The sequence below is a fragment of the Vibrio cincinnatiensis DSM 19608 genome (genome assembly GCF_900167345.1).
GTDB classification, from domain to species: Bacteria; Pseudomonadota; Gammaproteobacteria; order Enterobacterales; family Vibrionaceae; genus Vibrio; species Vibrio cincinnatiensis.
In genome coordinates, this window is the sequence record NZ_FUXB01000005.1 from 237,848 (window position 1) to 262,689 (window position 24,842).

Annotated in this window: 22 protein-coding genes; 12 read left to right on the top strand and 10 right to left on the bottom strand. The window is 41.2% G+C overall.

What is annotated here, in order from left to right; genetic code table 11:
* Positions 1–15 precede the first annotated feature (15 nt).
* Positions 16–2,433, top strand: a complete 2,418-nt coding sequence (locus tag B5D54_RS06605) for a glycoside hydrolase family 94 protein (RefSeq protein WP_078925735.1) — start codon at positions 16–18, stop codon at positions 2,431–2,433.
* A gap of 35 nt (positions 2,434–2,468) precedes the next feature.
* Here the strand turns inward: B5D54_RS06605 and B5D54_RS06610 are convergent, their stop codons facing one another.
* The gene (locus B5D54_RS06610) at positions 2,469–3,413 is read right to left on the bottom strand and encodes an aldose epimerase family protein (protein ID WP_078925736.1); all 945 of its coding nucleotides are present in this window, start codon (positions 3,411–3,413) and stop codon (positions 2,469–2,471) included.
* A gap of 67 nt (positions 3,414–3,480) precedes the next feature.
* Here B5D54_RS06610 and B5D54_RS06615 point away from each other — a divergent pair, with 67 nt between their 5' ends.
* Both B5D54_RS06615 and B5D54_RS06620 read left to right on the top strand, forming a co-directional pair.
* A complete protein-coding gene (locus B5D54_RS06615) occupies positions 3,481–6,561 on the top strand; it encodes a GH116 family glycosyl hydrolase (RefSeq protein WP_078925737.1) in 3,081 nt (1,026 codons plus the stop codon).
* A 111-nt stretch (positions 6,562–6,672) separates the two neighbouring features.
* A complete protein-coding gene (locus B5D54_RS06620; protein WP_078925738.1) occupies positions 6,673–7,692 on the top strand; it encodes a LacI family DNA-binding transcriptional regulator in 1,020 nt (339 codons plus the stop codon).
* Positions 7,693–7,768: 76 nt separating this feature from the next.
* Here the strand turns inward: B5D54_RS06620 and B5D54_RS06625 are convergent, their stop codons facing one another.
* Complete coding sequence (locus tag B5D54_RS06625) at positions 7,769–10,090, bottom strand: glycoside hydrolase family 9 protein (protein WP_078925739.1); 2,322 nt, start codon at positions 10,088–10,090, stop codon at positions 7,769–7,771.
* 543 nt (positions 10,091–10,633) lie between these two features.
* Here B5D54_RS06625 and B5D54_RS06630 point away from each other — a divergent pair.
* The 4 genes from B5D54_RS06630 (at position 10,634) to B5D54_RS06645 (ending at position 15,165) form a co-directional block, all read left to right on the top strand.
* The gene (locus tag B5D54_RS06630; RefSeq protein WP_158116851.1) at positions 10,634–11,245 is read left to right on the top strand and encodes a family 16 glycosylhydrolase; all 612 of its coding nucleotides are present in this window, start codon (positions 10,634–10,636) and stop codon (positions 11,243–11,245) included.
* Between the two features lie 43 nt (positions 11,246–11,288).
* The gene (locus B5D54_RS06635; RefSeq protein WP_078925741.1) at positions 11,289–12,503 is read left to right on the top strand and encodes a putative glycoside hydrolase; all 1,215 of its coding nucleotides are present in this window, start codon (positions 11,289–11,291) and stop codon (positions 12,501–12,503) included.
* A gap of 156 nt (positions 12,504–12,659) precedes the next feature.
* Positions 12,660–13,850: a carbohydrate porin gene (locus B5D54_RS06640; RefSeq protein ID WP_078925742.1), complete on the top strand. Its 1,191-nt coding sequence runs from the start codon at positions 12,660–12,662 to the stop codon at positions 13,848–13,850.
* 157 nt (positions 13,851–14,007) lie between these two features.
* Positions 14,008–15,165 (top strand): glycoside hydrolase family 5 protein, encoded by a 1,158-nt coding sequence (locus B5D54_RS06645; RefSeq protein WP_078925743.1) that lies wholly within the window; start codon positions 14,008–14,010, stop codon positions 15,163–15,165.
* A 493-nt stretch (positions 15,166–15,658) separates the two neighbouring features.
* Here the strand turns inward: B5D54_RS06645 and B5D54_RS06650 are convergent, their stop codons facing one another.
* Entirely contained in the window at positions 15,659–16,219 is a 561-nt protein-coding gene (locus tag B5D54_RS06650) for a hypothetical protein (RefSeq protein ID WP_078925744.1), read from the bottom strand.
* Between the two features lie 163 nt (positions 16,220–16,382).
* Between B5D54_RS06650 and B5D54_RS06655 the strand changes: the two genes are divergently transcribed.
* Together B5D54_RS06655 and B5D54_RS06660 are read left to right on the top strand one after the other, a co-directional pair.
* Positions 16,383–17,855, top strand: coding sequence for a hypothetical protein (locus B5D54_RS06655; RefSeq protein ID WP_078925745.1), 1,473 nt, complete (start codon positions 16,383–16,385; stop codon positions 17,853–17,855).
* A gap of 302 nt (positions 17,856–18,157) precedes the next feature.
* Positions 18,158–18,802 (top strand): inovirus Gp2 family protein, encoded by a 645-nt coding sequence (locus B5D54_RS06660; protein ID WP_078925746.1) that lies wholly within the window; start codon positions 18,158–18,160, stop codon positions 18,800–18,802.
* Between the two features lie 289 nt (positions 18,803–19,091).
* Here B5D54_RS06660 and B5D54_RS06665 read toward each other — a convergent pair whose 3' ends face one another.
* The 3 genes from B5D54_RS06665 to B5D54_RS06675 all read right to left on the bottom strand — a co-directional run bounded on the left by B5D54_RS06665 (position 19,092) and on the right by B5D54_RS06675 (position 20,677).
* Positions 19,092–19,373, bottom strand: coding sequence for a hypothetical protein (locus B5D54_RS06665; protein ID WP_078925747.1), 282 nt, complete (start codon positions 19,371–19,373; stop codon positions 19,092–19,094).
* 262 nt (positions 19,374–19,635) lie between these two features.
* Positions 19,636–20,355 (bottom strand): hypothetical protein, encoded by a 720-nt coding sequence (locus B5D54_RS06670; protein WP_078925748.1) that lies wholly within the window; start codon positions 20,353–20,355, stop codon positions 19,636–19,638.
* A gap of 76 nt (positions 20,356–20,431) precedes the next feature.
* Complete coding sequence (locus B5D54_RS06675; RefSeq protein WP_078925749.1) at positions 20,432–20,677, bottom strand: hypothetical protein; 246 nt, start codon at positions 20,675–20,677, stop codon at positions 20,432–20,434.
* Between the two features lie 100 nt (positions 20,678–20,777).
* On the opposite strand from B5D54_RS06675, the gene B5D54_RS06680 reads away from it, so the two are divergent.
* Positions 20,778–21,206 carry an RNase H family protein gene (locus B5D54_RS06680; RefSeq protein ID WP_078925750.1) on the top strand — a complete coding sequence of 143 codons (429 nt, stop codon included), beginning with the start codon at positions 20,778–20,780 and terminating at the stop codon, positions 21,204–21,206.
* A 66-nt stretch (positions 21,207–21,272) separates the two neighbouring features.
* Here the strand turns inward: B5D54_RS06680 and B5D54_RS06685 are convergent, their stop codons facing one another.
* The 3 genes from B5D54_RS06685 to radC are packed head-to-tail and all read right to left on the bottom strand — an operon-like array spanning position 21,273 to position 22,647.
* A complete protein-coding gene (locus B5D54_RS06685) occupies positions 21,273–21,707 on the bottom strand; it encodes a DUF2787 domain-containing protein (protein WP_078925751.1) in 435 nt (144 codons plus the stop codon).
* Positions 21,708–21,754: 47 nt separating this feature from the next.
* Positions 21,755–22,189, bottom strand: coding sequence for a DUF2787 family protein (locus B5D54_RS06690; RefSeq protein ID WP_078925752.1), 435 nt, complete (start codon positions 22,187–22,189; stop codon positions 21,755–21,757).
* Positions 22,186–22,647 carry a RadC family protein gene (gene radC, locus B5D54_RS06695; protein WP_078925753.1) on the bottom strand — a complete coding sequence of 154 codons (462 nt, stop codon included), beginning with the start codon at positions 22,645–22,647 and terminating at the stop codon, positions 22,186–22,188. Before radC ends, B5D54_RS06690 begins: the two co-directional genes overlap by 4 nt.
* Before the next feature lie 129 nt (positions 22,648–22,776).
* Here radC and B5D54_RS06700 point away from each other — a divergent pair, with 129 nt between their 5' ends.
* Positions 22,777–22,983, top strand: a complete 207-nt coding sequence (locus B5D54_RS06700) for an AlpA family transcriptional regulator (protein WP_078925754.1) — start codon at positions 22,777–22,779, stop codon at positions 22,981–22,983.
* Positions 22,984–23,112: 129 nt separating this feature from the next.
* A protein-coding gene (locus B5D54_RS06705) for an IS3 family transposase (RefSeq protein ID WP_115174019.1) occupies positions 23,113–24,290 on the top strand; the annotation gives its coding sequence in 2 pieces (ribosomal slippage) (positions 23,113–23,371 and positions 23,371–24,290; 1,179 coding nt in all).
* A 258-nt stretch (positions 24,291–24,548) separates the two neighbouring features.
* On the opposite strand, the gene B5D54_RS06715 is transcribed toward B5D54_RS06705, so the two are convergent.
* The coding region (locus tag B5D54_RS06715; RefSeq protein WP_176129400.1) for a transposase at positions 24,549–24,842 on the bottom strand (294 nt) is incomplete at its 5' end.

Below are 24,842 nucleotides of genomic sequence, written 5' to 3' on the forward strand. Positions count from 1 at the left end.
AGGCGAGGGAGAGTGATGATGAAATTTGGATATTTTGACGATAAGAATAAAGAATACGTCGCAACCACACCGTGTACCCCGATTAAATGGTGTAATTATGTGGGTACGTTAAATTTTGGCGGCTTGGTGGATAGTAATGGTGGAGTGCTGTTGTGCAAGGGGGACCCAGCACTCAATCGCATCACCAAATATATCGCCCAGCTGCCAAACTCCGATTTTAAAGGCTCAACGCTGTATCTAAAGGTGCGTAATCAAGAAGGGAAAGTCACGATTTTTTCTCCATTTTATACGCCGACCTTGACACCGTTGGATAAGTTTGAAAACCATACAGGGCTGTCTTATACCACTATCGTTGCTGAGGCTTATGGTATTCGATGTGAAAGCACCTTTTTTGTACCCAAACACGATCCGGTTTTGCTCCAAGATATTAAAGTGACCAATATCTCAGGGGAAGAATTACATATTGATGTAGTGCCTGTTTTTGAATTCACCCATTTTGATGCATTAAAGCAATTGGTCAATGCTGATTGGGTTCCCCAGACCATGATCTTACAAGCTCACCAGCAAGAAAGTGGACATACGGTGTTGGAGCAATACGCTTTTATGAAGCGAGATTATGCGGTGAATTTATTAACGGCTGATCGCCCCGCCACTTCATTTGATGGTGATCGTCAAAAATTTCTTGGCAACTTAGGTTATGGGAGCTGGGCGTCACCTGAGGCTTTGAATCATCTTGAGTTGACGAACAGTGAATGCTTACGTGGTGACAATATCGGCGCTTTAAACCTACGTTTAGGCTGGATAAAACCACAACAAACTGAGCGTACGGTTGTGCAATTGACACAGATGGAAAGTCTTGAGGTTGCGCAGCCTATCTTGGCCAAGTATCGGAACCATGCTGAGGTCGATAAGGCATTTGCGGATCTTGCGATATTCTGGGAGGAGTACTTATCGACACTTCAAGTTGAAACTCCCGATCCTGCAATGAACTCTATGCTGAATGTGCATAATCCTCGTCAGTGTCATACCACCAAAAACTGGTCACGCTATTTATCTCTCTATCAATTGGGGTATGGAGCGCGTGGCATTGGGTTTCGTGATTCATCACAAGATATTCTCGGTGTGATAGCCCATATGCCAGAAGAGGCCCGTGAATTTATTGAACGCTTATTGTCGGTTCAAAATATCGATGGCTCTGCGATGCACCAATTCTTTCCTTCCACAATGGAGGCCAATGGGGGGGATTCTCGTGAGGAAGAAGATAGGCCCGATTATTATGGCGATGACCATTTATGGATCATTTATGCGGTGACTCAATATATTAAGGAAACTGGCAATGCGGATTTCTTAAATATCAACATCCCCTATTATCAAAAAGATAAGCAAGGGCAGCCTATCGAAACAGGCTCGGTATGGGATCATTTATGCCGTGCTCTCTTATTTACCGAAACGCATACAGGTCAGCATGGGCTCCCCTTACTGGGATTTGCCGATTGGAACGATACCGTGAACTTACCTACTGGGGCTGAGTCATTAATGGTCGCTAATATGTATGGTAAAGCCTTATTAGATATGCTTGACCTGTGTGAACTTCGTGGAGAGGTTTCACTCGCGCAACACTATCACGCTCAATATGAAAAAATGCAGCGTCTTTTTAATCAATATGGTTGGGATGGTGCGTGGTTTATCCGTTATTTTGATGAAAAAGGTGCGCCTGTTGGTTCTCATCTCAATCAGCAAGGGCAGATCTACACAAATGCACAAAGCTGGCCAGTTATTTCAGGGTTTGCTACGCCAGAGCGAGCAACGCAAGCCCTCAATTCTGTCTATAAAAAATTAAATACGGCGAACGGTATTAAGCTGTCAACACCGGGTTATAACGGGTTTGATCCTGATCTTGGTGGTATTTCTACCTATCCACCAGGGGCGAAAGAAAATGGGGGAATTTTCTTACACGCGAACCCATGGGTCATGATCGCTGAAGCCAAAATGGGCAATGGTGATCGCGCTTATGAGTATTATCGACAAATTAACCCAGCGTCGAAAAACGATCAGATAGACGTTTTTGAATCAGAGCCTTATTGCTATCCACAAAACATATTGGGTGATGAACATCCACAATTTGGCCTTGGACGTAATGCATGGTTATCGGGGACTTCTTCATGGACATATGTCGCTGGCACTCAATGGATACTGGGGATTCGTCCTGAGATTGATGGCCTAGTGATTGACCCATGTATTCCCTGTGATTGGCCTCAATTTAACGTTCGCCGCCAATTTCGAGGAGCTCAGTATGACATTCATGTGCTAAACCCGCATGGGGTGAATAAAGGGGTTGTAGAGATGCGAGTTGATGGTGTGGCGATTCAAGGCAATAAAGCTCCCGTATTTACTGATGGTGAACATTATATCGAAGTGATACTAGGTGCATAGTAAAAGGGCACAAAGGTGCCCTTACGATGCCCAAATTAAGCTCGGTATATGGCTTGGCATTGCCAATGAAATGTTTGTTGCTGATGTGGCGCAAGTTCTAATAACCCGAGTTGATTATTAAAGGCATCAGCGGGGCATGTCATGGGTTCAATTGCAATAGAGGCTTCGTTATTTGGGGTATAGAGCTGAAGATAAGGATAGCCAGGGTCTTGTTGATAAAGCAGTTCGGCAGAGTGATCGTTTCGATGGAAAGTTAATGGAATCGGTTGATGGCTATCGAATGAAAAACAGTGATTTAAAGCGACATTCTTGAGAGACGCACCATGAGCAAATTGGCAGTAAGGTTGGAACTCTCCATTGGGAAGATCGTTAACATGCTTTACCTCATTGCACGCTGGCATGGTTAGAGCGCACTGGTTAAGGGGAACGCCCAATGAAAAGTAAGGATGCCAAGCATCACCAAAAGGTAAGGGTGATTGCCCTTGGTTTTCGACACGGGTTGTACAGCTTAATAAGCCATCGGTCGTGATATGGAACCTTATATCTAACTGAAAGGCAAAAGGGTATCCCGGATGCAGACAAGGGGTGGTGAAGCGAAGTGTAATTTCAGCATCCTGTTTTGTGGTATTGGAATGAATCAGTGTAAAGGGTTGATTGTAGAGCAAGCCATGTACGGCATGTTCAGACCAAGGGAAGTTAGCGGGTAACTGATAATGAACCCCCGCGTAATGATAGCGGCCTTGATTGAGGCGATTGGGAAAAGGAAAGAGTTTAGCACTGCGTGAATAATAGGGATGAAAATTAAGTAATTCATCACTATTTTGATAGCCGGATATAAATGAGAATGGACTATGATTTACTGTAAATTTATTCACTATCGCTCCAAACTCATTAATGATATGCAGTTCTATTCCATAATTTGGATTGCTAATGATGATATTGTCAAATAATCCAAATTTCCCTTTTTTAATTTTAAACATTGTTAGTATCTCCATTTTTTATAGATAGTAACAAGTGAAATGAATTATTCAATATTGGATTTTGATTATGACAAATAAAATTCCATATACAAGTTATAGTGGCGTAGCCAGTGAACTGTGTAGCCAAGGAGAAGCGGCTGAATTTATTCAACCTTGGTATACACCGATATCAACAACACCTAATAATACGGGGATGGCTGTCGGGGGGATTGGTTCTACATTTACACTAACCCCAAAAGGGGAAACCCCAAATTTTAGCTTTATTCCTGGTGTTTATATTGACTGTTCAGAAGAAGGTATTAATTTTAATGATTTTTATCTTTCTGTGATGGATGATTTAGATATTGAACATCTGAGCATTCCTAACCTTGTAGAATTAGAGCGTTTTCTTGAATTTTATCCAGTAAAATTTGATGGGGTAAGATTACTGGTTGATAATGAAGAACAAACTTTAGAAAGAATTAAATCTGGGTTAAATAACGTAAACTTCTATATTGATAATCAAGCTGAATTTGAACGCTGGAATATAGAGTTTACTGAGAAAACGCAACGATTGATTCATGAGAATCCTTATTCTCTTCACACTCAGCTGTGGGTCGCCATCGATTTTTTTAATGGACGGCTTATCAATAATTCAGCAAAGGCTTCATCGCTGACGACCAAATCATTGGGAACCATTGAGGCCTTGAGCGCCGAAGAGATTCACTACCAAGCCTTATACCCAACGGCACTGTATGACTATCAACATTTTGATGGAATAGGTGTTAAACGGAAAGTGGTTTCCCCCATGGTTAAAGGGGATAAAAAGCTGTGTTCTTTACCGCTACACTGGAACCAGTTTGCATTCGAAAATCGTTCTACGAAAACTCAGTTAATCACCTTAGCCCAACCGTTTGAAAACCTGATTGGCTCGACGTATCAAAAGTATCGCCAAGGCGTTCAGGATTCCGCTTGTTCCTTAGTGCGCAATACGATAAAGCAGCAACACAATCTAAAACAAATAAAGAGCAATGATGCTCAGTTTTTCGGGGTGAGTTTACGAAGCGATTCACCTTATCCTTCTGATATTGAAGGAGAAATACTGTATGGCATTGTAGCGAAAGAAGAAGATGTAAATTTAGGAAGAGTGACGATTACGGTTAAACCTTCCCTGTATAAAGCAAAGTTAGAGCAAGAGCTACTTTCGGCCTTAAATACCGGGCGTACTAATACCCATTTTGATTGTGGTACTTACAGTGGTCGAGAACCATTAGTGTCTTTGGTGGTGGTTCAAATTGAATTACAACCCGGAGAATCACTAGACTTACGTTTTTTACAGGTGATGGATCACAGTAAAATCTGGTTGGATGATTGGTGGTCAGAAAAAGCCTATAGCCAGTTTTTTACGAAAACTGACCGAGCTACCCGCATGGCAGAAGCCGTTTTACCTCAACTAGCCATGATTGAAGATAAAATAACTCAGCAGCAAGTCGATTTTTTAGATTCAGCGAATCAGCAGTTTAGTGACAAGTCATGTGCCCAGCACTTTGCTACGATGGCGATGAATACTCTCTCTTTCCTTGCTGAATCGACGGTTTGGGATAAAGAGGATCGTTTTCTAGTCAAAGAGTGTGTGGATTACCCCTTCTTCAACTCCTTGGATGTCTATTTTTATGGTTCTTTCGCTATTCTTTATCTATTGCCCGAGCTTGATGGGCAGGTGATGCAAGCTTTTGCTCAGGCAATTTTGTCTTCCGACAATACCCCTCGGCGTTACTGGGAATATGCGGATAAGCCTTTTGCAGACCTGATGGATAAAAAATATGCGGGAGTTCGAGCCGTGTATGGTGCTGTGATCCATGACTTAGGGAGCCCCTTTGATATTAAGCCAGATGCGTATAACTGGCACAATGTCAAAGAGTGGAAAGATCTTGCGCCTAAATTTGTTTTAATGGTCTACCGACACTATCAGCACACAGGCGATAAATACGTTGTTGAGGCTTGCTGGCCTGCAGTGAAAGAGAGCCTCAATTATTTGTCTTCTTTAATTGAAGAAGGAGACTCCTTACCGTTAGTACATGGCACCGATGATACGTTTGATAATCTCGCCTCTCATGGCATTGCTATTTATTGTGCGAGTTTGTGGGTCGCTGGTCTTCAAGTGGCTGGGCATTTAGCTGATATTATGGGAGAAAATGGCCTTTCTGTTGAATATCAGCAGCGAGCAAACACCGCTTTGGATACTTTAGAGAAGAGTTTGTGGGATGAGCGGCAAGGCTACTACCATTTTTATGCGACGCCGATTCAAGCGAATCATTTAACAGGAACGGATTTTCAGCCATTAAAACAGTTAGGGCTTTCTTTGTCGGGAGAGAAAGTTTCCGATAAACAGTTATTAAATGACTATCTCAATGTTACCGATGAAAAAAGTACCTTGTCAAAATTCGAGCAGAGATTGGAAAAAAAACAGCGCTTATTAGCAACCGCACCATTAGCTTTTAGCCGTGAATATCAGGTGATGGTACTCGATTCTGATAACAGTTTCGGTGACGCCTTAGTGGCGGATACTTACTTAAAACTTATGGGGTTAAAGGGGCTATTTTCTGCTGAGCGGGTCAGCAGAACGTTAGACTTTATTTATCAAACCAATTTCTTAAACAATAGCCCACATCTTGGGGTTGCCAATATGACGCTGGCAGATGGGGCTCCCCATGATGCTTTTCAGGCGCAAGATGTTTGGGGTGGGGTACAATTTAGTGTTGCAAGTGCTTTAAAGCTGGCGGGTAAATCGCAGCAAGCTGAACGCTTACTCAATACGGTTTATGACACGCTTTATCACTCTGCCAAAATTCCTTTTGCTGCGCCTGAAGGGTTTAACGGTTCTGCTAAAGTGACAGAAAGAGAGTTGAAGAGCTTGTTATCTTTGAGTCATGAGCAGGCGAGAGCATGTTTACAATCCCTAAAGGCGATTCGTGCGCTTCGAGGTGATGGACGAGTGAATCCCGAAATACGGTTAGATAAAAAGCGTTTCATGCGTTGTTTTGAGTCGGAGGAAATGGATAAAGTATTGATTGAAAAGCTGTATCAATGGCTTATCCAAAATAGTATGAAGTACACAGCTGGCCGGTATTTCAGACCTGGGATGATTTTCTCTTATCTTTATTGTTAATGTTAATAACGTAAAGGGTTGATTTTTATCGACCCTTTTTCTTCACTAATCCCCAGTGTTATGCTAGAAGAATTAATCGATATAAGTTTGATTAATACATTAGGTCGTTATATGGACAAAACGAATAAAAATAAAGCGCCTACCGCTTACGAAGTGGCAAAGCTTGCCAATGTCTCCCCCAGTACCGTTTCACGATATTTTAATCGAACCTCTTATGTATCGAGCGATAAAACGGAAAAGATAGAGGATGCTATCCGCTCACTAGGGTATAAACCTCAAGTATATGTGGACAAATTAGCCAAAACACGTTCAATGACGATTGGTGTTCTGGTTCAAAACCCTGATAGCCCTTATACCAGTAGTATCTTAATTGATATGGAAAAGGTGCTCGCTGAGCATGGTTATTCTTTATTAATGTCGGTTAATAGCTGGCAAGAAAAACTCGTCTCTTATTCTTTAGATTATCTGTTAAAAAGTGATGTGGATGCCATCATCATTATTTCTGGTAATGTAGATAAGGCCCTAATTTTCAAATGTGCCGAAAAAATCCCTGTGGTTGCTGTTGGATATAATATTGTGGGAGATAATATTCAGTCCATTGCATTGGATAATACCATGGGAGGCTATATGGCTACGTTGCATTTAATTCAGTTAGGCCATGTGAATATCGCGCATCTGAAAGGTTTACCCAATCATGAAGACGCTATCTCTCGTTTTCATGGTTATCAAAAAGCATTGGATGAGGCTGGTATTGCATTTAAGAAAAAACTCGTTTTAGAAGGGGACTTTAGTATCAAAACCGGCTATGAGAGAACCGTAGAACTCATTCAATCTCAAGTCTATTTTTCTGCCATATTTGCGGCAAATGATTTAACGGCTTATGGTGCAATTAAAGCACTGCATGATCATGGATATAATGTTCCTGATGATATTTCTGTCATTGGTTTTGATGATTTACCTACCTCTCCTTATTTTACCCCTTCACTCACTACATTACGGCAACCGCTCGATGAAATTGGTGCCATTAGTGCTCAATGCATTTTGAAACTTTTGTGTGGAGAAGAGGAAAGAGTTCGGCTTCCTCCTATTAGCCTCATAGCGAGGGAATCTACAAAGTCTCGTTATCGATAATCAGTTAAAGAAAAGCCGAAAATGGCATCTATTCTCGGCTCTCTTTACTGAATAAATGTTACTTAATGAGCTTTCGTTACTGAGCTGTTTCGTCTAAGAAACTGACGGCCCAGAAGAAAGGGGCGTTCCAGTTGATGGTAATCTCATTAAGTGTCCAAGCACCAATATCATCTTTCCAGCAAGTTTGCCCAATGCATTTCCCTTTCATTGATGAAGCAACGGGGTCGCTGAAATTGATGGAGTTTGGACCTCCAGACATCACACCGGGTGCTACCAATGGCGACTCACTATCAACGGGATGTGCCCAGAAACGGTGATGCGGGTTAAGTAGCGGACGGCTTCCATAACCAGAAACATAAGATTGATCGAGCGGGTTGCGTCCTAAGATATAGTCCATAGCATCAATGATGCCTTGTATATACTTAGGATTTTTCGTGAAATCATAGGCAATGCCTAAGAAAATACTACGATTCATTAGGTTTGAATTGGAACCCCATGGATATTCTTCCGTATGGTAGGGAATACGATAACCTTCTTTCTCTATGGATTGATGATAAGTATCCGCCGTTTTAATAATGTTAGATCGTGCTTTTTCTATGTCCTTCGCTGGTAAATGATTAGGTACAAGGGCAAGCGTTAATGTCCCTGCGCCACTGACACCTTGCCAGTAAAGATCACCAGTTGCATCAATATCTCCTTTAGGTGTTGCTAAATAGTAAGGTGAAGATTGAAGCGCTTTTTTGTACTCCACTTTCCCTGTCGTGGTAAATAACTCAGCTGCTGCCCAATAGAATTCATCATCCATTTCTGTGTCGTCATATGGGCCGGATCCGACAAAATTATCGTAAGCATAAATGTTCTTATGTTGATGAGCCGCTTTCCATGCTTTTTCTGCTGAAGTTAAGCACTGTTGAGCATAGGCAGGATCCAAGTCTTTCCATACTCGAGCGCATTGTGCAGCGGTCGCGGCTAAGTTTAGCGTCGCAGCTGTGGTTGGGTAACTTAAAAAACGATCACGTGTATTTTTGTGGGGAGGGAGTGGCATACCGGTCCAGACATCATCAGCAATCTTATGGAAAGCCATTCCGCTGGCATCAATTTTCGTGAGTTTCAAACGATCTAATTGGTGTGATTGATCGCCTACAGGTACCCATATCTGGCTATTCTCAGGCACTTGCATAGCCATTAAAAAGTCCATCATCCAGCGTGATTCATCAAGTAAGTCATTGTATTTATTTTTATTTTCTGGAATTTTTACTTTCCCGTCGGCAAAGGAACTGAGGTGGTTAGGGTTAGCGAATTTTTCTCTTTCGTAATAATTGACGAGTGTCCATAGTGAGATACCACCATTGACAACATATTTGCCGTGGTCTCCAGCATCATACCAGCCACCAGTTACATCTAAAGTGAGATCACATCCAGGCCAGTGATTACCTTTCGCATCGGTTTGATTAAAACAAGTGACGACTTCAGGTCGATGTCCAGCGGGGCGAGCTAAATCCGCTCTTTGCACATATTCAGGAAGAATATCAATCCCGCTGCGTTGTTGATAGAAGAAGGAGAGCGCGTCATATTTCATTTCGCTATAAAGTGTATTACCAATAGCAAATGGATGGCTTCGCTCACCATCCACTTCTAATCTTGCTTTGAGCATCGGTGTTTGAATATGACTGAAATCAATCCATTGAACCAGTTCTCCCGAGGCTTTATTTAAGCCAAAGGGTGTGGTCTTACCTTCAGCAACCACTGAGTGGTTAGCGTCTAATAATTTCCAAGTAACGGGGGTTATTTTCGAGGTTGCCACCGTCGCATGTTTAGGGCCATGAATAAAATAGCCGACTTGGTTTACTCTGACATTAGCCAGATCTGCGTCTTTAATATATTGAGGGCCTGATAGGACGATATCTTTTACACATACCGTTGTCGGCTCTTCGGTACCCATCTGAAACTGAAGTTGAACGTTATCATCATTATCTGAGGGTTTGAATGAAAATTGGAATGGTTTAAGTTCTTGATTTAAATTGATATCTTTAATCAAATGGTTCGTATAAGGCGCACCATTGTGTTGAACTAAGGTTTTAACGTTGGTGGTTTGGTGTGCCAGTGCGTGAAATTGTAGATGGTAATCCTCTCCTTTTTTTAAAGCGAGTCCGGACTGCCCAAGGATAACATCCCATGAATTTTTTCCCTTTTCGGTAAAAGTGATACACCCCATCTCATCGGCGGATTGCAATACCGCACCGGCGGCCCACCATCCATCTGTTCCTTGTGAAAAGTTTCCATTCGTGAGCAAATTTTCTTGGTAATGAGTGGATGTCGCCGAGTCTACAGCACAGCCACTCAAGCCAATAAAACTTGAACTCACCATAGCAACGATACTTAACCGTTTTTTATTCATTTTAACCTCTTGAATTTAAAAAGATATAGATAGGTTTTCTGTTGTAATGATTGTTAACCTCACAATAAATGAAAGGTTTAATTATATTTTAATCTGTATAAATAGGTCATTTTGATAAAACGATATGTTGGTTAATAATGCAAGTTGTATTTTATAAAATGTGAAGGTGATTACTATTTATATTTTTATATACCATTGGTTTTTAAAAGTTATTTATCGATTCAAGAAATTATTTCATGGCTATGATGGAAGTGTGATTAGATTCTTTTTTTTATTTTTTTGTTATTAATTAAAAAATACTTTTAAGGCATGGATATAGACAATTTTTTATAAATGTCATTAAAGTTTGTTTATCAATCCAAGGGAGAAACAAAGAGATTTTGAAGTTCATACTTTGTTATCGATGACGATCAACGTATACCGTGTGTATACCTTATTTAGGATAAGAGGTTAAGAATGCTCACAAATCTTCGGTTTTGTACACATGCCATATTACTCAATATATTATTTGTTTCTTCCAGTTTTGCTCTAGATTGGAGCGGAATGAATTGGCTTATTTCGGATGGTTGGAAAAACGAAGGAAGTGAATTCGATTGCGTATGGCAATCTCAAAATGTTTGGATGGAATCTAATTTACTTATTATGCATGCTAAATCAGAGCCCTATGGGAAAAGTTGTTCGGAAATTCGGACTTACCAATATGTTCGCCGTGGACGTTATGAAGTTGAAATGCAGGCCGGTGCCGTACCGGGAACCATTAGTTCATTTTTTACCTATACCGGTGAGGCTGGTTCCTCAAGCCACTATGAAGTTGATATTGAATTGATGGGAGGAACGAATTTATTACATACTAATATATGGATACAAGGCCAACAGTTCCCTGTAGATATCGATTTAGGACAATATGGAATGTCTATCTGGAGTATGGAAAAATATGCTTTTTCCATTGATGAACATGGTGTGACATGGGAAGTGTTTAGCCGATATCATAATCATTGGGTTCAGGTAAGACGAGCCAATAAAAGGGTAACCAGTTATATGCAGTTATTTGTTAATAACTGGATAAGTGCTAACCCTCATTTTCCACCGAGTCATTATAATGGCTATCCCGCTTATGCTAAATATCGAATGGTTAGATTTTTTCCTTATGAGTAAGATTTTGAAAAGGTTATTAAAACAATGAGAGTATCAAATTATTATGAAACGAATAACTAAAAAATCTATTGTTATCCCTTTGCTACCGATAATAATCGCAGGGTGTAATTTTGATAAAGAGATAAAACAACTTGATGTTCAACAAAGCGATGAATCAAAACTGTTTGGTGTCAGCGCAATAACGGGTATTTCTCCTTGGATTCAATCTGAGAGTGATAATTGGAATGTTATGCAGGTTAGCCAGACCCCAGCGAGCATGACAGGTATTGATGCTGTATTGATCAATAATCATGGTCAGAATGATACAGCAGACATTCAGATTACTGGCACACAAAGTCGCATATTCATGTTGAAATCTGAGTCAGCCATGAACCTGAAGCGGTATCAGGCTGGGTATATAGAATTTAAGATTCGCTCTAAAAGCGCGGTGCCTTCATCGATGACGGTCTCAATTGATAATGAATGGCCAAACCGAAGCAGTTTAGTGTTGAATGATGTGTTATCGGGTGGGGGAAGTTGGGAAACACTGACTGTACCCATTCAGTGCTTGCAACCTTTTGATGGAGCGGTTGCTATTAATTTAAGCCAAGTGGGGAACCCTTTCCATCTTGATATTAAAGAAACCTTTGACTACGAAATTACCGATATTATGTATCGGTTAACGACAGAGCGAGAAACGGTCGTTAATCCTGATAGTTGTGAGGTAGGAGCAGGGAGCGGTGTGAATCAAGCGCCTCCTTTAGAGAGTGGAAACCTAGCATTATACTACTCGGGGGATAGCACTCAGGCACAAGATTATACGTCATCTTACCCCATTAATTCTTTTGGCTTTGATGTAGAAGAAGAGAATCATGTGGTGAATGTATTTGCTTCTGATAATGGAGGGGTTTTTCTTGGAAGTGAGGATTCAGATAAAGATTTCTCTGAATATAAAGAAGATTTCATGACTCTAGATTTAAAAGTAAAAAACTATGGGGAGACGAATGGTATTCAAGTTCGCATGGACGGAGAAAGTGAAGAATCTGGCCTGTTTTTCACGGTAGATAATAATATATTGCCATCGGATAATGAGTGGTATCGCTGTCAATTTCCGATATCACTATTAATCCCTGAAGATAATTTAAATTTAGTGAAAAAGTCATTATATCTATCTGGCCCATGGAATAGTATGAATGAATTAGAATTTTCATTCACGAATGTAGCTATAAAAGACGAGGAAGAAAATTATAACCCGGCATCTCCTTGTATTAAGCTGTAAATATTAATCGATATTACAGGAAGTAATAACAAATAAAGACAATTAGCTTTAATTTTATAAAGCTAGTCGATGCTGCCTGTTTATTATACTGGTGTCGCTTTTTATATATAAAGCACACCTTGATATAAAATAACTTTCCAATAATAGGGACAAAAAATGAAAGCGATAAAATTAATTCCTGCCTGTATTGCTATGAGTGCTCCTTTTTTATCAACTACTACACTTGCTGCAAATATAGAAGGGTTCAATTTTACAGGGTATGCTCGCTATGGTGCAGCATTTCAAAGCAGTGATGAAAAAAATGTGAGTACAGCGGGTGCATTAAATGGTAATGCGACAGGACGTTTAGGTAATGAAAATAATGGGGGAGAGTTCAGTTTTTCGAGAACCTTCACCAGTGATCAAGGCGCTACTTGGGAAGTGGTTGCTATGTTTGATCACTATTCGGATGAGTCTTGGGCAACCAATGGTGGAGTGAAACTCAAAAAAGCTTACGCCAGTGTGACGAATTTTCTTTCCTCTCAACCTGAAATGCGTGTCTGGGCTGGGCGTGACTTCCACCAACGGCCACAAACGGATCTGAATGATTATTTCTGGATGACTCATGATGGACAAGGTGGTGGTTTTTATAACCTTAATTTAGGGGGGATAAAACTGGATCTGAATGCCATTGCTCAAGTCGAAGGCGATATGGTTGGAGATAATGGGAAATATGCAATCACCTCTAAATTGCACGGAATAACCCTGTTTGATACAGCCAATCTCTCTTTATATGCCAACTATGGTTTTGCTTCCCATAAAGCGAAAGGACAGTCTTATTATGATACCGATGCTTACCAGCTAGCCGCTGAATTCTCAATGGGTGGGCATCAATTGCTATTCCGTTATGCAAATAACTCGAAAGACAGTGTTTTTGACTTAGCTGAAGATCAAGAAGCGTGGTTAGTCAGTTTTAATGGAGCTAAGAACTTTTCTGATAAAGCCGGCATACAATATTTAGCTGCATATCAATTTTTAGATGTTGCTGACCATAATGATCGTGCTAACTATAATATTATTATTCGACCAACCTATTCTTGGGATAATATCAACTCTACTTGGTTAGAAGGTGGCTACAGTCTTGTTGACTATAAAGATGTTGATGCAAAAAATAGTTCATGGAAAGTCACACTTTCTCAGAATATTGCTATTGGTTCTCAAACTTGGGCTCGACCAATGTTACGTTTTTATACCACCGTCGGTAGTGCAGACAACGAATATGTTGGCTTTGATACATCAACCGGAAAAATGCAGTCTACTCGCTTAGATACTTTAACATTTGGAGCGATGTTTGAAGCTTGGTGGTAATCTTTACTATATAAATTAAGAACGATTTTCTCTCTTTTGAATCGTTAAAGAAAATAAACATCAACCTTGTTTCTTTATTCAGAAGTGAGGTTGATTTTTTATTGATAATAATAAATTACTGCTGTTTATTGTCAGTAATGTTAATAAAGGTAATCTTATGCTTTTTAGTAAAGTTTTTTCGCCTTGTGTGATGATACTAACACTTATTTTAACTATGGGTTGTGGCTCTGGTGGTTCTGAAAATAAGGGTATCATCACTTTAGATAGCCAATATTACAAGGATATCTATCAATGGAATATGAGTAAAGGACTTAGTTTTAGCTTACTTGGTCGTGGTATTAATATGGGAAATTTTCTTGAATCCCCGAATTATGAGGGAGAGTGGAATAATGGTCTTACTATTCAAGCTAGTGATTTTAAAAACATAAGCCAATCGGGTTTTGCTAGCGTAAGAATTCCTGTTCGCTGGAATGCTCATACTTTATTAACGGATCCTTACACGATTGAAGAGGCTTTCATGGCACGAGTTCAAGAAGTGGTTGATCAAGCGATTCAAGAAGGCTTAAAAGTCATTATCAACGCACATCACTTTGATGAATTATTTTACGATAATAAAAATTTTGAGTTTCACCGTTCACGCTTGTTGGCATTTTGGGATCAAATATCTAAACGTTTTCCTCTTAATCAATATGATGAAGATCAACTGATTTTTGAATTTCTTAATGAGCCTCATGACACTGTGACAGTGATAGAATGGAATCATTTAATTGCAGAACTGACGGAACGTTTATGGATAATCAATGCAAATACTCAAAATAATATCTTAGGACAACGTAAAGTCATGATAGGTACTGCTGATTGGGGAGGGCCCTCTAAGTTACCTCAACTAGCTTTGCCGAGCAGCTCTAATGTGAAAAATACCATTATTACTGTGCATTTTTATGAACCATTTACATTTACCCATCAGGGCGCATCATGGGTTGATGGAGCTAAAGCATGGATTGGTACACGTTGGATTGGTTCTGAACCCGATCAGCAAGTCTTATTTGATTATTTAGACTCGGTTGAGGCGTGGAATACCCAGATTGGTCATGGGTTTGAAATTAATATTGGTGAATTTGGTGTGTTTAGCCAACATTCTAAGCCTGAAGATCAACGAGCATGGACCGCTTTTATTGCAAGAGAAGCTGAAAAACGGGGGTTTAGCTGGCACTATTGGGAATACAGTTCCGGTTTTGGCGCTTATGATCCCTATTCAGAAAAATGGCGAACATCATTGCTTGAAGGACTTATACCTGAAAGTACAGACCACTAGAGTAAAGCGTTACCATCATCTGGCGTGATTGCCATTTAGTGTCATAGATTTTTGGTTGTTACAGGCAAGAAAAAAGACGTCCTGAGACGTCTTTAAACTATGCTGGCGTAAGTTGATCTTGATTGTTAAATCATTGTTTTTAATTTAATTTAATTTCATTGATTTGACTTTTAATCTGGTTCCTAAGGTGGTTCCTAAAAATGATTGCTTCGCGTAATCTCAGTGATTTTTATCATTTAGCTAAAGGTACCATATCAAGTGCTTACTATGAGAGGTTTTTCTCGTTCTAGCATGAACAGCTTTATTGAATAGTAAAAGTGCCCTGCCGAAGTTTTGTTAGATCGCCAAGTTTAACCCCATTATTCTTACTGTTGAGAACTAATAGTAGACTGTTATTGTCTTCGCATCTGATGAGTAATTCTAAACCTACCAGACTTGGCATCAACATTTTGATTGTGTGTTAGTGATTTCTGCGAGGTTTTATTCTCCGCTTTTAAGCTGGTAATTTCTTTTTTAAGATTGCATTTTCCGATTTCAAGTCTGCAATTTCCTTTTTTAGTTCATCAATATTCAATAGTTCTTCTAGAAGTGAATCAAGTACGTGCTCTTCTCGTTCCAATTTCGGAAGTAAAAGACTGGCTTCGAATTTCTTGTTTTTGTTGTTCTTGATTAGTTTAACTGCTGCCACAAGCGTTTCATTCACTACGTATGTTTTAGATACATTCAGTCGTTTCGATAGGTAGTCGAGAGATTTTTTCGCATTTTTAGACAACGAAAATGTTGACGTTTGGGATCGGTTTGAATGGCTACGCCAAGCACTTCTTAACAAATTTACCCGATATTTATCATCGTTGCTTATCGACTCTTTATTAGTCCAATTGTTGATGAAGTCCTGAGCAAATCTAGTGTCGAGTCGGGACCTATCATGTGTCCCCTTGTTAGCTAAATCTTCTATCCATGCATGCCTTTTAGCATAACTTCTTAACCAGGTTACCATCTCTCGGTCATCTGCATTGAACCAACGCATTCTGCTTTTGAGTGATTTTTCAGTCATGAACATCTATCCCATTCGTTTATGCTCTACTGATAGTATACGTAAAAAATAAACTTTAAAACAATAATTTAAATATGTTTTAATTTTGTGATTAATGTGGTTTTAAATCTTGTGTTGTTTTCTTATTATTGATTTATAAATAGGGTATATATGGTTGTATCTAGTGCGTGTTGTTGAGTTTTTATCTGAGATTGGTCCACTTTCTCCTGAAGGGAGATACTTATTTTTGGCGATAATATTCGAGCGAATGAATAGCTGGGAAAATAGGATCGACGTATCCGTTTCACGTCTCCGTGAAAGTTTTGGAGTATCCCATAAAGTCGTTTCTGAACTGCTTGAATATCTTCAATCTCACCGTGTAGGTGAGGTTATAAAGGTAAGGCATGGGAAGCACGAGTTCACTTTTGATTCTGTCTATATCGACTCATGGACGGAGAGGGGCTTTCTATCCGTCCATGAGGCGTTTACGGAGGTATTTTCACCAGAAGTTAAGACTGCCTTAAAGGAAAAAGAGCTAAAACTTAGGCCCTCAAACCTTCTTTTGATCGGGATATTTATCCTTCATGCAAATAAATTGGGCTTTATTCAGTCATCCGCAACTGGAAATGAAGAGCTATTGAGTGAAGTGAAAATACGACGCTTAATGGGGGGGATTAATCAAAGCCGTCTGAAATCTCAACTAGCAACACTACGCAGCATTGGATTTATCAGATGTGAGGCTGGTGGTGGGGTATGTCCGATCTACTTCGGCAAGTTTGGGAAGCGTTATCAGATAGATTTAGACTTTCTGTCGGCGAGGAAAAACACAAGGAATGCCCTATTTGTTGATGAAAAATTAAAAAACGTCAGCGACTTTATTTATGAGACTCCCAAATGTTACCTGACCTATAGTGAGTTCAACGAGTGTTCTTTGAAGTATGAATTTGATTTTGAGCTTTCTTTCAAACTATCTTTTTTGATTGGCAAAAAAAGAAACATACACAGGTGGCTCAACAGATCGAATTCAGAACGTATAAAGGCGACCTATTTTGTTGATGGCTTCAACTTGTCACGATTAAAACTAGCCCCCTTTTTAAAGGAGAATGAACTCACTTTGGGTGTCTTGGCTAAGTTAGAGCTCTTGACTGCTTTTATACTAGTAAACCATTTTCAATCCCTAACTATGGTAACGTATGAAAAACTGAAAGAGTTACTTGTGTCAGACTCTGAGCTTCAGCAATTTTTTCAGAAAGACTCGATATTTACTCAGAAATATCTTCATGAACAAAACGACCTTGATTTGTTAAAAGACGAATATTGTTTTTGGAAGAGTTGTTTGATTTCTCTTTCTTTAGGACTTGCAATGTCATTAGCAAAAGCGATTAGAGGGCACTGTGGTGTAGAGGCTGATCTGAAAATGATAAGTCTCTTGATTCATGATTTTCAGCATTATACAGAGGCATTGGCTAAGTATCCTTCCTGTAACATTTCTGCGTCATATATTGTTGAAAATGTCACCTATGAGCTGAAAATCGACAGTCTAATCCCTTACCCTAATGTGAATTTTGCTGAAAAGCGTCTTTATGATGCAGACAAGGAGAACTTGGTGCTCAAGGAACATACCACCTGTTCGATTTGGGCGAAAAACAATACATGACCACCAATGGCTGGTACTTTATTTCAGAGTAGTTTCAATACCTTGAATCTAGGGTTTATCAACGAAAGTAGATAGAGAATCTGTGATTTGCTGATAAGTTTCGGGTCAAAACTAGAATTGACTGCCTACTTGAGGACCTATTGACCATGTGGCCACTGCGGTATGGTAATATTATTAATTATTACTTTGCTATTCATTGCTAGACCACAACACATCATCACACATTAGGCAGACGTTACCACCTTAAAAATTAACTACACCTAACCATCCTATACCAGACACACTAACTAAAAGGTATAGCGATGAGCTTCAGAACTAATAAACTCAAAACAACGAGAAGTGAAACATTTAACGGATTACCAATCCTGACACATAAAGGTGATTTAGTTCTTAACTATCTCGATAGATTGTACGACACGATTGATAAAGCCGTTAAACAATACCCTCGAACGACAGCGATTAGAGTCGACTTACATTTATCGAATCTACAACCAGATGGCTCAAATGTCATAAAGAACTTTATTGCTTCGTTGGACGCTCAGATTCAAGCAGATCTCAGCCGGAAAAAAAGACGAGGTCAGACGGTTCGTAGTTGTAAGGTACGATATGTTTGGTGCAAGGAAAAAGGGAAATTATTGAGTCGTCACCATTATCATCTCGTTTTGTTGTTGAACAAAGACGTATACCACTCCCTTGGACGGTTTGAACAAAAAGGTAACTTATCAGACATGATAAAAAAAGCTTGGTGTCGAACATTGGGTATTAATACCGATGAAGGTGATACTTTGGTCCACTTCCCCAAGAACCCAACCTATTGGTTAGAATTTAATTCAGATAAATTTGACCAACAAATAAATCAACTATTTAAACGGGTCAGCTACTTAGCTAAAGTCGATACCAAGTGTTCTGAGGATAGGTATCGAAGTTTTGGGTGTTCTCGAACTTAAATAAGAGGGGGGTGCTCCCCTATCTATTCGTTATGATTAGTTAGCAGGCACTATGGATAGTTCTTCACACATACCCATATGAGCCACGTCCACTAGAGTATCTAGAGAGTCACCACACTGCTTATGTGTCCAACCATCGGGGTCCACTTCTCAACGTTCATCGAACTATGCTCCCCTCATCATCACGGTATCGACTGACCGTCAGCATTGATATAGATTCAACTGGGCAGGTAAATTAAGACGCTAATTATTTAAAAAAGCCGGAGTGATGTACTCCGGCCTTTTGCCGTTATGGTATTAGTTTTAACTTAAGTGATTGGTATTCCTGTTCGAGAGAGGCTCGAGCCATTTTTCGGCGTTCATCAATCGGGATGCGATCAGAAAGGCGCTGAGCGTGGCGGTCCAGTTGTTTTAATTCGATTTGATACCACTCATCGAGTTGTTGCTCAATGTGCTCTGTCGGCAACTGCTGTGTGATTAACTGGGTGGATAGTGTTTCTACAACAGGATGAGCCAAAGAGGATGCACTCACGGTGGTGGTGAGGATCAATAAGGTACGGTGAAGGTTCATGATTATCTCCTAAATAATGATGGTCGTAAAACCAAAACAGGGAGAGAGCTGAGCTCTCCCCCTGACACTGATAACGCTGGATCAGCGGCTTGTGCATTCCGAATAACGAGCATGAGTCTGCCTACTCCGCCATGGGTTGGAGTTAACAAGTGGACCCATGACGTGACTCGTGATTGGTATGCCAAAGCTCTGGCCTGACTTGGGGCACTTATCACCCAAAGTAAGGAGTGGAAACAGCGCTATGGTATTCAAGGTTGCGACATCAGATGCCGGATGAATACGATAGGGTGGGTAAAGAGGGAAAAGGAGCCAAGCTGTCGAGGTGAATATCGCTCATTGCGTGGCTTGGATAAGTAAATTCAAAGGTACTGACAGAGACCTCCTCAATATCGTTTAGGGGGATGGCATAGCGGGTGTGCTGGTACTCATAAATCAAATAAAACTGCTCCTGTTCACACCTCAATCCGAGAGGCCAACAATACGGCAAAGTGTGCAGTGAGAGCTGCAATTTGATTTCTCGCTGATAATGCAGAGCAAAGCAGAGTCGCTCAAACAGAGCCATTTTGCTTTCTTCAATCAACGGACGACAGGGACGAATGTCCACTTTAGCGGTTGGAGAATTGCGACGAGAGAAAGGAGCAAACGCACCTTCAATCACCGGATGATAAGCGGTTGGAAATGCGGCTTTCAAACCCGATAGTGCCGTTTCCAGTAAGATGGCTTCTCGTGGTCCTAAGGTAAGGCGAGTGCCTAATCGCTTGCTATAACCATACGGTTTATCTCGTGTGTCTTTCTCGACATCAAGAAATTTCACTACCAACTCTAAGTTACGTTGAACGGTGCGAATGTCTCGATGGATCCCCACTTCCGCTAGCTGTTGATGGAGCTGGCCAGCGGTGACTTTACGACCAAACGGAATGCGATGATATAACTCAAGGACAATCAGCAGTTGGTCGATGCTGGTGGTCTTATTCGGGGCCATTGCCTCACTCCATGGCAGAAAACAGACACAATCAATGACGGCCATCTTAGTCAGAGGTGCGACGTCAGATGCCCGTTCATTGGCGTGGATGAATATCTCGCCATCGATGGCCTCGCTTAATCAGCTCCGCCACCGTGAGCCAACGGCGTAGGCTCCATGTAGGGGAGCGTTGAACCCAAGCGAGTAGGGCTTCATCACTCAATGCGTCAATATCACGCTGGATGCGTTGGCATTGACGTTGCAGTTGCCGACTGCCAATCAAGGCCACCGTCAGCAAAAATCGCGCTAATGCGCTTTGCGATGTGGGGGGCGGTGACGACATAGGGCCTCCTTAAAATACAATGATGACAATATTTTTTTACGTCTTTGCCTTATCTAATGAACCCAGCAGATTGGCTGATATTTTGATAAGGAAAAAACAGATGAGCACACAACAAACCCACACCATTTACATCGGCATATCGAGTACACAAGAGCAGAGCGCATTGGCATTGGTTATCTATGATGAGGACGGTCTAAAAGTTCGAGATTACGTTATTGACCTCGATAAACCGGTCAACAATACCGAGCTGGAAATGATCGCACTGATAGAGGGGTTAGAGTATGCCTTGGATGATGATGAGATAGTCATGCGCAGTGATTTTTGTGTGCGTGGTTTTAATGAGTGGTTGGACAATTGGAAACGCAAAGGTTGGCGTAAAGCCGACAATAAGCCTGTCGCTTATCGTGACTATTGGCAGATCGTGGAAAAACTGCGCTCAGCCAAATACATCAAGGTGCGTCGAGCAGAGCGATGCTGCCCGCAAATCGATGAAGCTTATGCGTTAGCCAAGCCAATACATCACCACTAACGTTAAGACGAAAATGCGATAAGTCCTTTATATATAAGGGTTTATCGCTCTACGACAGTAGAGCTCTCAACGTAAAGTGATATCATCAAATACCCCCATCTCTACGTAAGCGAGAAAGTTATGTTCCCACAGTTGATAGAGTGATTGTGCTTCATGACTGCCCTTGATGGGGTGCCATCCTTGATAAGCCGCGAAGAACTCTTCACGTTGAAAGTCAAAATCTAAGCAACGTTCAAGCTCAGGGTAGGGATGACCAAAGTAAGCAAACTCGGTCAGATAATCGATATGCCATGCATCCGCCATTTTACTGAGTGCTATTTCCACCGGATGAAAGCCGCCATTCTCGGCGCTGTAGGCTTTATCTCGAAAGTGAAACACCAGTAAGAGTTGCCCTTCTAAAGCGGGTGAACTCAGCGATGAGGCACGGAACTGCTCGTTCAACAAGTCATGCAGCTTGTGAGAGATGGGCAATGTAGACGTTGCAAAAGTGAGTTGAGACATAAGTCCTCCTTGTGATATTTGGTGAAGCCACGAAGTGATCCGTGGCGTTATTGAGTGGTGATGACACTTACCGTGATCTCATCAAAAGCCCGTCGAGCAAGATGCCTAGCGAAGCTTGTCGTCCAGACAGACAATAAGGTTTGTACTTCATCATGAGCCAGACTGGCTGAGCCAACGTCGGCTTGGTAGCACCAGCCATTGGGCAAATGAAAATAGAGATCGAGCTCTAGTGAAGTGCTCTGCTGTTGGGGGTAGGAAAAGCTCGCCATCATGACAATGTGCCATGCATCCGTCGCGCTATGACGGACAAGTTGTAGCTCTATAGGGGGTAATCCTTCTCGGGTTCGGTAATAGCGGGTTTGGCGACAGTTCATTACTATCCGCTTGGCATGCTCGGGGATAGTAAAGCGGCGTAGCACTTGAGTCAGTGGCGCGGCTAATGTCGTTTCGACACTCGTAGTGATGGTCTGTTGGACGGTCATAACAGCCCCCTTTCAGCAAAAGAGACACAACCTTCACCGACCACAATATGATCCAATACCCGAATGTCGACTAACGCTAAGGCGTCTTTTAAACGTTGTGTAATGCGCTTGTCAGCCTCTGAAGGCTCAGGCTGACCGGATGGATGATTATGAGCGAATATCACGGCGGCGGCATTACAGGCTAAGGCGGCTTTGACCACTTCACGAGGGTAGACGCTGGCCGCATCAATGGTGCCGTGGAACAGCTCTTTAAACTCAATTAACCGGTTTTGGTTATCCAGCAGCAATAAGGCAAACACTTCATGTTCATAGGCCCCCAGTTTGCAGCGAATGTACTCCTTAGTGGCATCTGGATTGGTGAGCGCGTTACCGCGCACGTAACGGTGAGCGAGTATCTCAGCGGCATGTTCAAGAATTTGGTTTTCTTGATAGCGTTGCTCTTTTGTGTAATCGATCATATTAGACTCCGAGTGAGGTTCATTAACGGGATACACGTTAATGACATATGCCTGAATTTTTTTTGATTAAGCCTTGTCGCGCCAAGGCTTAACACATAACCGTCTTTTTTTACGCCAGCGCTTTATCCCATGAGGACCACAGACATAGGAGAACGTCCCATGAGATTTTTAAAGCTAAAAGAAGTAATGGAAAAGACAGCATTAAGCCGTTCAGCGATTTACCGAAAAATGAATGACGGAGAGTTTCCGCAATCTGTGAGTTTGGGTGATAGGGCGGTGGCTTGGGTAGAGAGTGAGGTCTATGAGTGGATGGAAAAGTGTTTACTAGGTCGGTGATTATTTATCAAAAGAGAGCTGGTTCATTTATATGACACAGCTATAGCAAGCAGCGTATGTAGTGGTATGGTGAATTTGGTCACTTAGTTAGAGGTGATATCATCATCTCATAAGTTAATAGGTGACATTATGACAAAACGTACAAGACGGCTATTTAGTGCCGAATTCAAACTGGAAGCGGCACAGCTAGTGCTCGATCAAAACTACTCGGTGACTGAAGCGGCTAAAGCCATGAATGTAGGTAAATCTACGATGGATAAGTGGGTTCGCCAATTAAAACAAGAGCGCCAAGGGAAAGCACCTAAAGCGTCACCAATCACACCTGAGCAAATTGAAATTCGTGAATTAAAAAAGAAGCTCGCTCGTCTTGAAGAGCATAATGAAATATTAAAAAAAGCAACGGCTCTCTTGATGTCGGACTCACTGAACAATTCTTGATGATCAAGAAACTCAAGCAGAGCCACAGCATAAAAACATTATGCGAAGTCTTCAATGTTCATCGAAGCAGTTATAACTATTGGCTGAAATGGCCAACAGAAATAAAGGCGGAAACCGTAAAACTTCGCAGTTTGATTAGCGAAGCTTATGCGGCAAGCAATGGTTCTGCGGGAGCAAGAACCATTGCCGATATTGTAACAAACCAAGGCGTGAGTCTGAGTCGTTACCGAGCAACTAAGCTAATGAAAATGCTGGGATTAGTGAGTTGCCAAGTACCAAAACATCGTTACTGTAAAGCCTCACAAGAGCATATTGAAATCCCGAATCACTTAGATCGTCAGTTTGCTGTCACGGCACCAAATGAAGTCTGGGTGGGTGACCTGACCTATATTTGGACGGGAAATCGTTGGATGTATTTAGCGGTAGTCATCGACCTTTTTGCTCGAAAAGTGATTGGTTGGGCAATGTCAGTATCACCTGATACACGATTAACAGGCAAAGCGCTTTCGATGGCTTATGAGTCTCGTGGAAAGCCTAAAGGCGTCATGTTCCACAGTGATCAAGGCAGTCACTATACGAGTCGTCAATACCGTCAGTTACTGTGGCGTTTTCAAATAAAACAAAGTTTATCTCGCCGAGGAAATTGCTGGGATAATGCGCCGATGGAGCGCTTCTTTAGAAGCTTGAAAACGGAATGGGTTCCAACAGTAGGTTATCGTAGCTTTGCAGAGGCTCAACAAGAGATCATCCGCTACATTATTGGATATTATAGCCAGCTCAGGCCCCGTCAGTATAACGGTGGCTTGACACCCAATGAGTCAGAACGATTGTATTGGGAAAACTCTAAAACCGTGGCCAATTTTAGTTGACCACTACAAGTATCGATGTACTGAAATGCGTGGTTTTCGTACAGGTGCTGCGTAAAAAATACCAGCAGTGAACTGATCACGACATACGATGAGAGTCGATCTAAGCTTTTTAAAGATATCGATCCTTTTGATAATGCAAACATAAAGTTGATTTCTGACTTAAGGTAGTTATTTTATCATGAATCCGTTATTCCTCAGCTAATTCCAGAATTAAAATAGTGTGATATAGCGATCATTTGTTAATAAAACTATACCCGCTCAACTTGAAGATGCAGGTTTCAAAATCTGAAAATTATCCGAAATTCTGGATACCAGTGAGCCTGCAACTTTTGGCAGCGTCACATTGAAAAATTCATTAATAGCCGTTGTAAATTCAGCCTTCGAGCGGAAGTAAATATTGTTCCTTACATGCTCATTCATTACCTTCCAAAGCCGCTCGATTGGATTTAAATTTGGACTGTAAGGCGGTAAGTAATGAAGCTCGATATTGAGCACTTTTGCCGCATTTCTCACCAACTCTGACTGATGATAGGCAGCGCCATCAAGAACTAG

What these genes read in the sequence shown, in the direction of transcription:
- B5D54_RS06605 (WP_078925735.1), top strand. Translation starts at nt 16, where the DNA reads ATGATGAAATTTGGATATTTTGACGATAAGAATAAAGAATACGTCGCA.
- B5D54_RS06610 (WP_078925736.1), bottom strand. Translation starts at nt 3,413, where the DNA reads ATGTTTAAAATTAAAAAAGGGAAATTTGGATTATTTGACAATATCATC.
- B5D54_RS06615 (WP_078925737.1), top strand. Translation starts at nt 3,481, where the DNA reads ATGACAAATAAAATTCCATATACAAGTTATAGTGGCGTAGCCAGTGAA.
- B5D54_RS06620 (WP_078925738.1), top strand. Translation starts at nt 6,673, where the DNA reads ATGGACAAAACGAATAAAAATAAAGCGCCTACCGCTTACGAAGTGGCA.
- B5D54_RS06625 (WP_078925739.1), bottom strand. Translation starts at nt 10,090, where the DNA reads ATGAATAAAAAACGGTTAAGTATCGTTGCTATGGTGAGTTCAAGTTTT.
- B5D54_RS06630 (WP_158116851.1), top strand. Translation starts at nt 10,634, where the DNA reads ATGAATTGGCTTATTTCGGATGGTTGGAAAAACGAAGGAAGTGAATTC.
- B5D54_RS06635 (WP_078925741.1), top strand. Translation starts at nt 11,289, where the DNA reads ATGAAACGAATAACTAAAAAATCTATTGTTATCCCTTTGCTACCGATA.
- B5D54_RS06640 (WP_078925742.1), top strand. Translation starts at nt 12,660, where the DNA reads ATGAAAGCGATAAAATTAATTCCTGCCTGTATTGCTATGAGTGCTCCT.
- B5D54_RS06645 (WP_078925743.1), top strand. Translation starts at nt 14,008, where the DNA reads ATGCTTTTTAGTAAAGTTTTTTCGCCTTGTGTGATGATACTAACACTT.
- B5D54_RS06650 (WP_078925744.1), bottom strand. Translation starts at nt 16,219, where the DNA reads ATGACTGAAAAATCACTCAAAAGCAGAATGCGTTGGTTCAATGCAGAT.
- B5D54_RS06660 (WP_078925746.1), top strand. Translation starts at nt 18,158, where the DNA reads ATGAGCTTCAGAACTAATAAACTCAAAACAACGAGAAGTGAAACATTT.
- B5D54_RS06665 (WP_078925747.1), bottom strand. Translation starts at nt 19,373, where the DNA reads ATGAACCTTCACCGTACCTTATTGATCCTCACCACCACCGTGAGTGCA.
- B5D54_RS06670 (WP_078925748.1), bottom strand. Translation starts at nt 20,355, where the DNA reads ATGGCCCCGAATAAGACCACCAGCATCGACCAACTGCTGATTGTCCTT.
- B5D54_RS06675 (WP_078925749.1), bottom strand. Translation starts at nt 20,677, where the DNA reads ATGTCGTCACCGCCCCCCACATCGCAAAGCGCATTAGCGCGATTTTTG.
- B5D54_RS06680 (WP_078925750.1), top strand. Translation starts at nt 20,778, where the DNA reads ATGAGCACACAACAAACCCACACCATTTACATCGGCATATCGAGTACA.
- B5D54_RS06685 (WP_078925751.1), bottom strand. Translation starts at nt 21,707, where the DNA reads ATGTCTCAACTCACTTTTGCAACGTCTACATTGCCCATCTCTCACAAG.
- B5D54_RS06690 (WP_078925752.1), bottom strand. Translation starts at nt 22,189, where the DNA reads ATGACCGTCCAACAGACCATCACTACGAGTGTCGAAACGACATTAGCC.
- radC (WP_078925753.1), bottom strand. Translation starts at nt 22,647, where the DNA reads ATGATCGATTACACAAAAGAGCAACGCTATCAAGAAAACCAAATTCTT.
- B5D54_RS06700 (WP_078925754.1), top strand. Translation starts at nt 22,777, where the DNA reads ATGAGGACCACAGACATAGGAGAACGTCCCATGAGATTTTTAAAGCTA.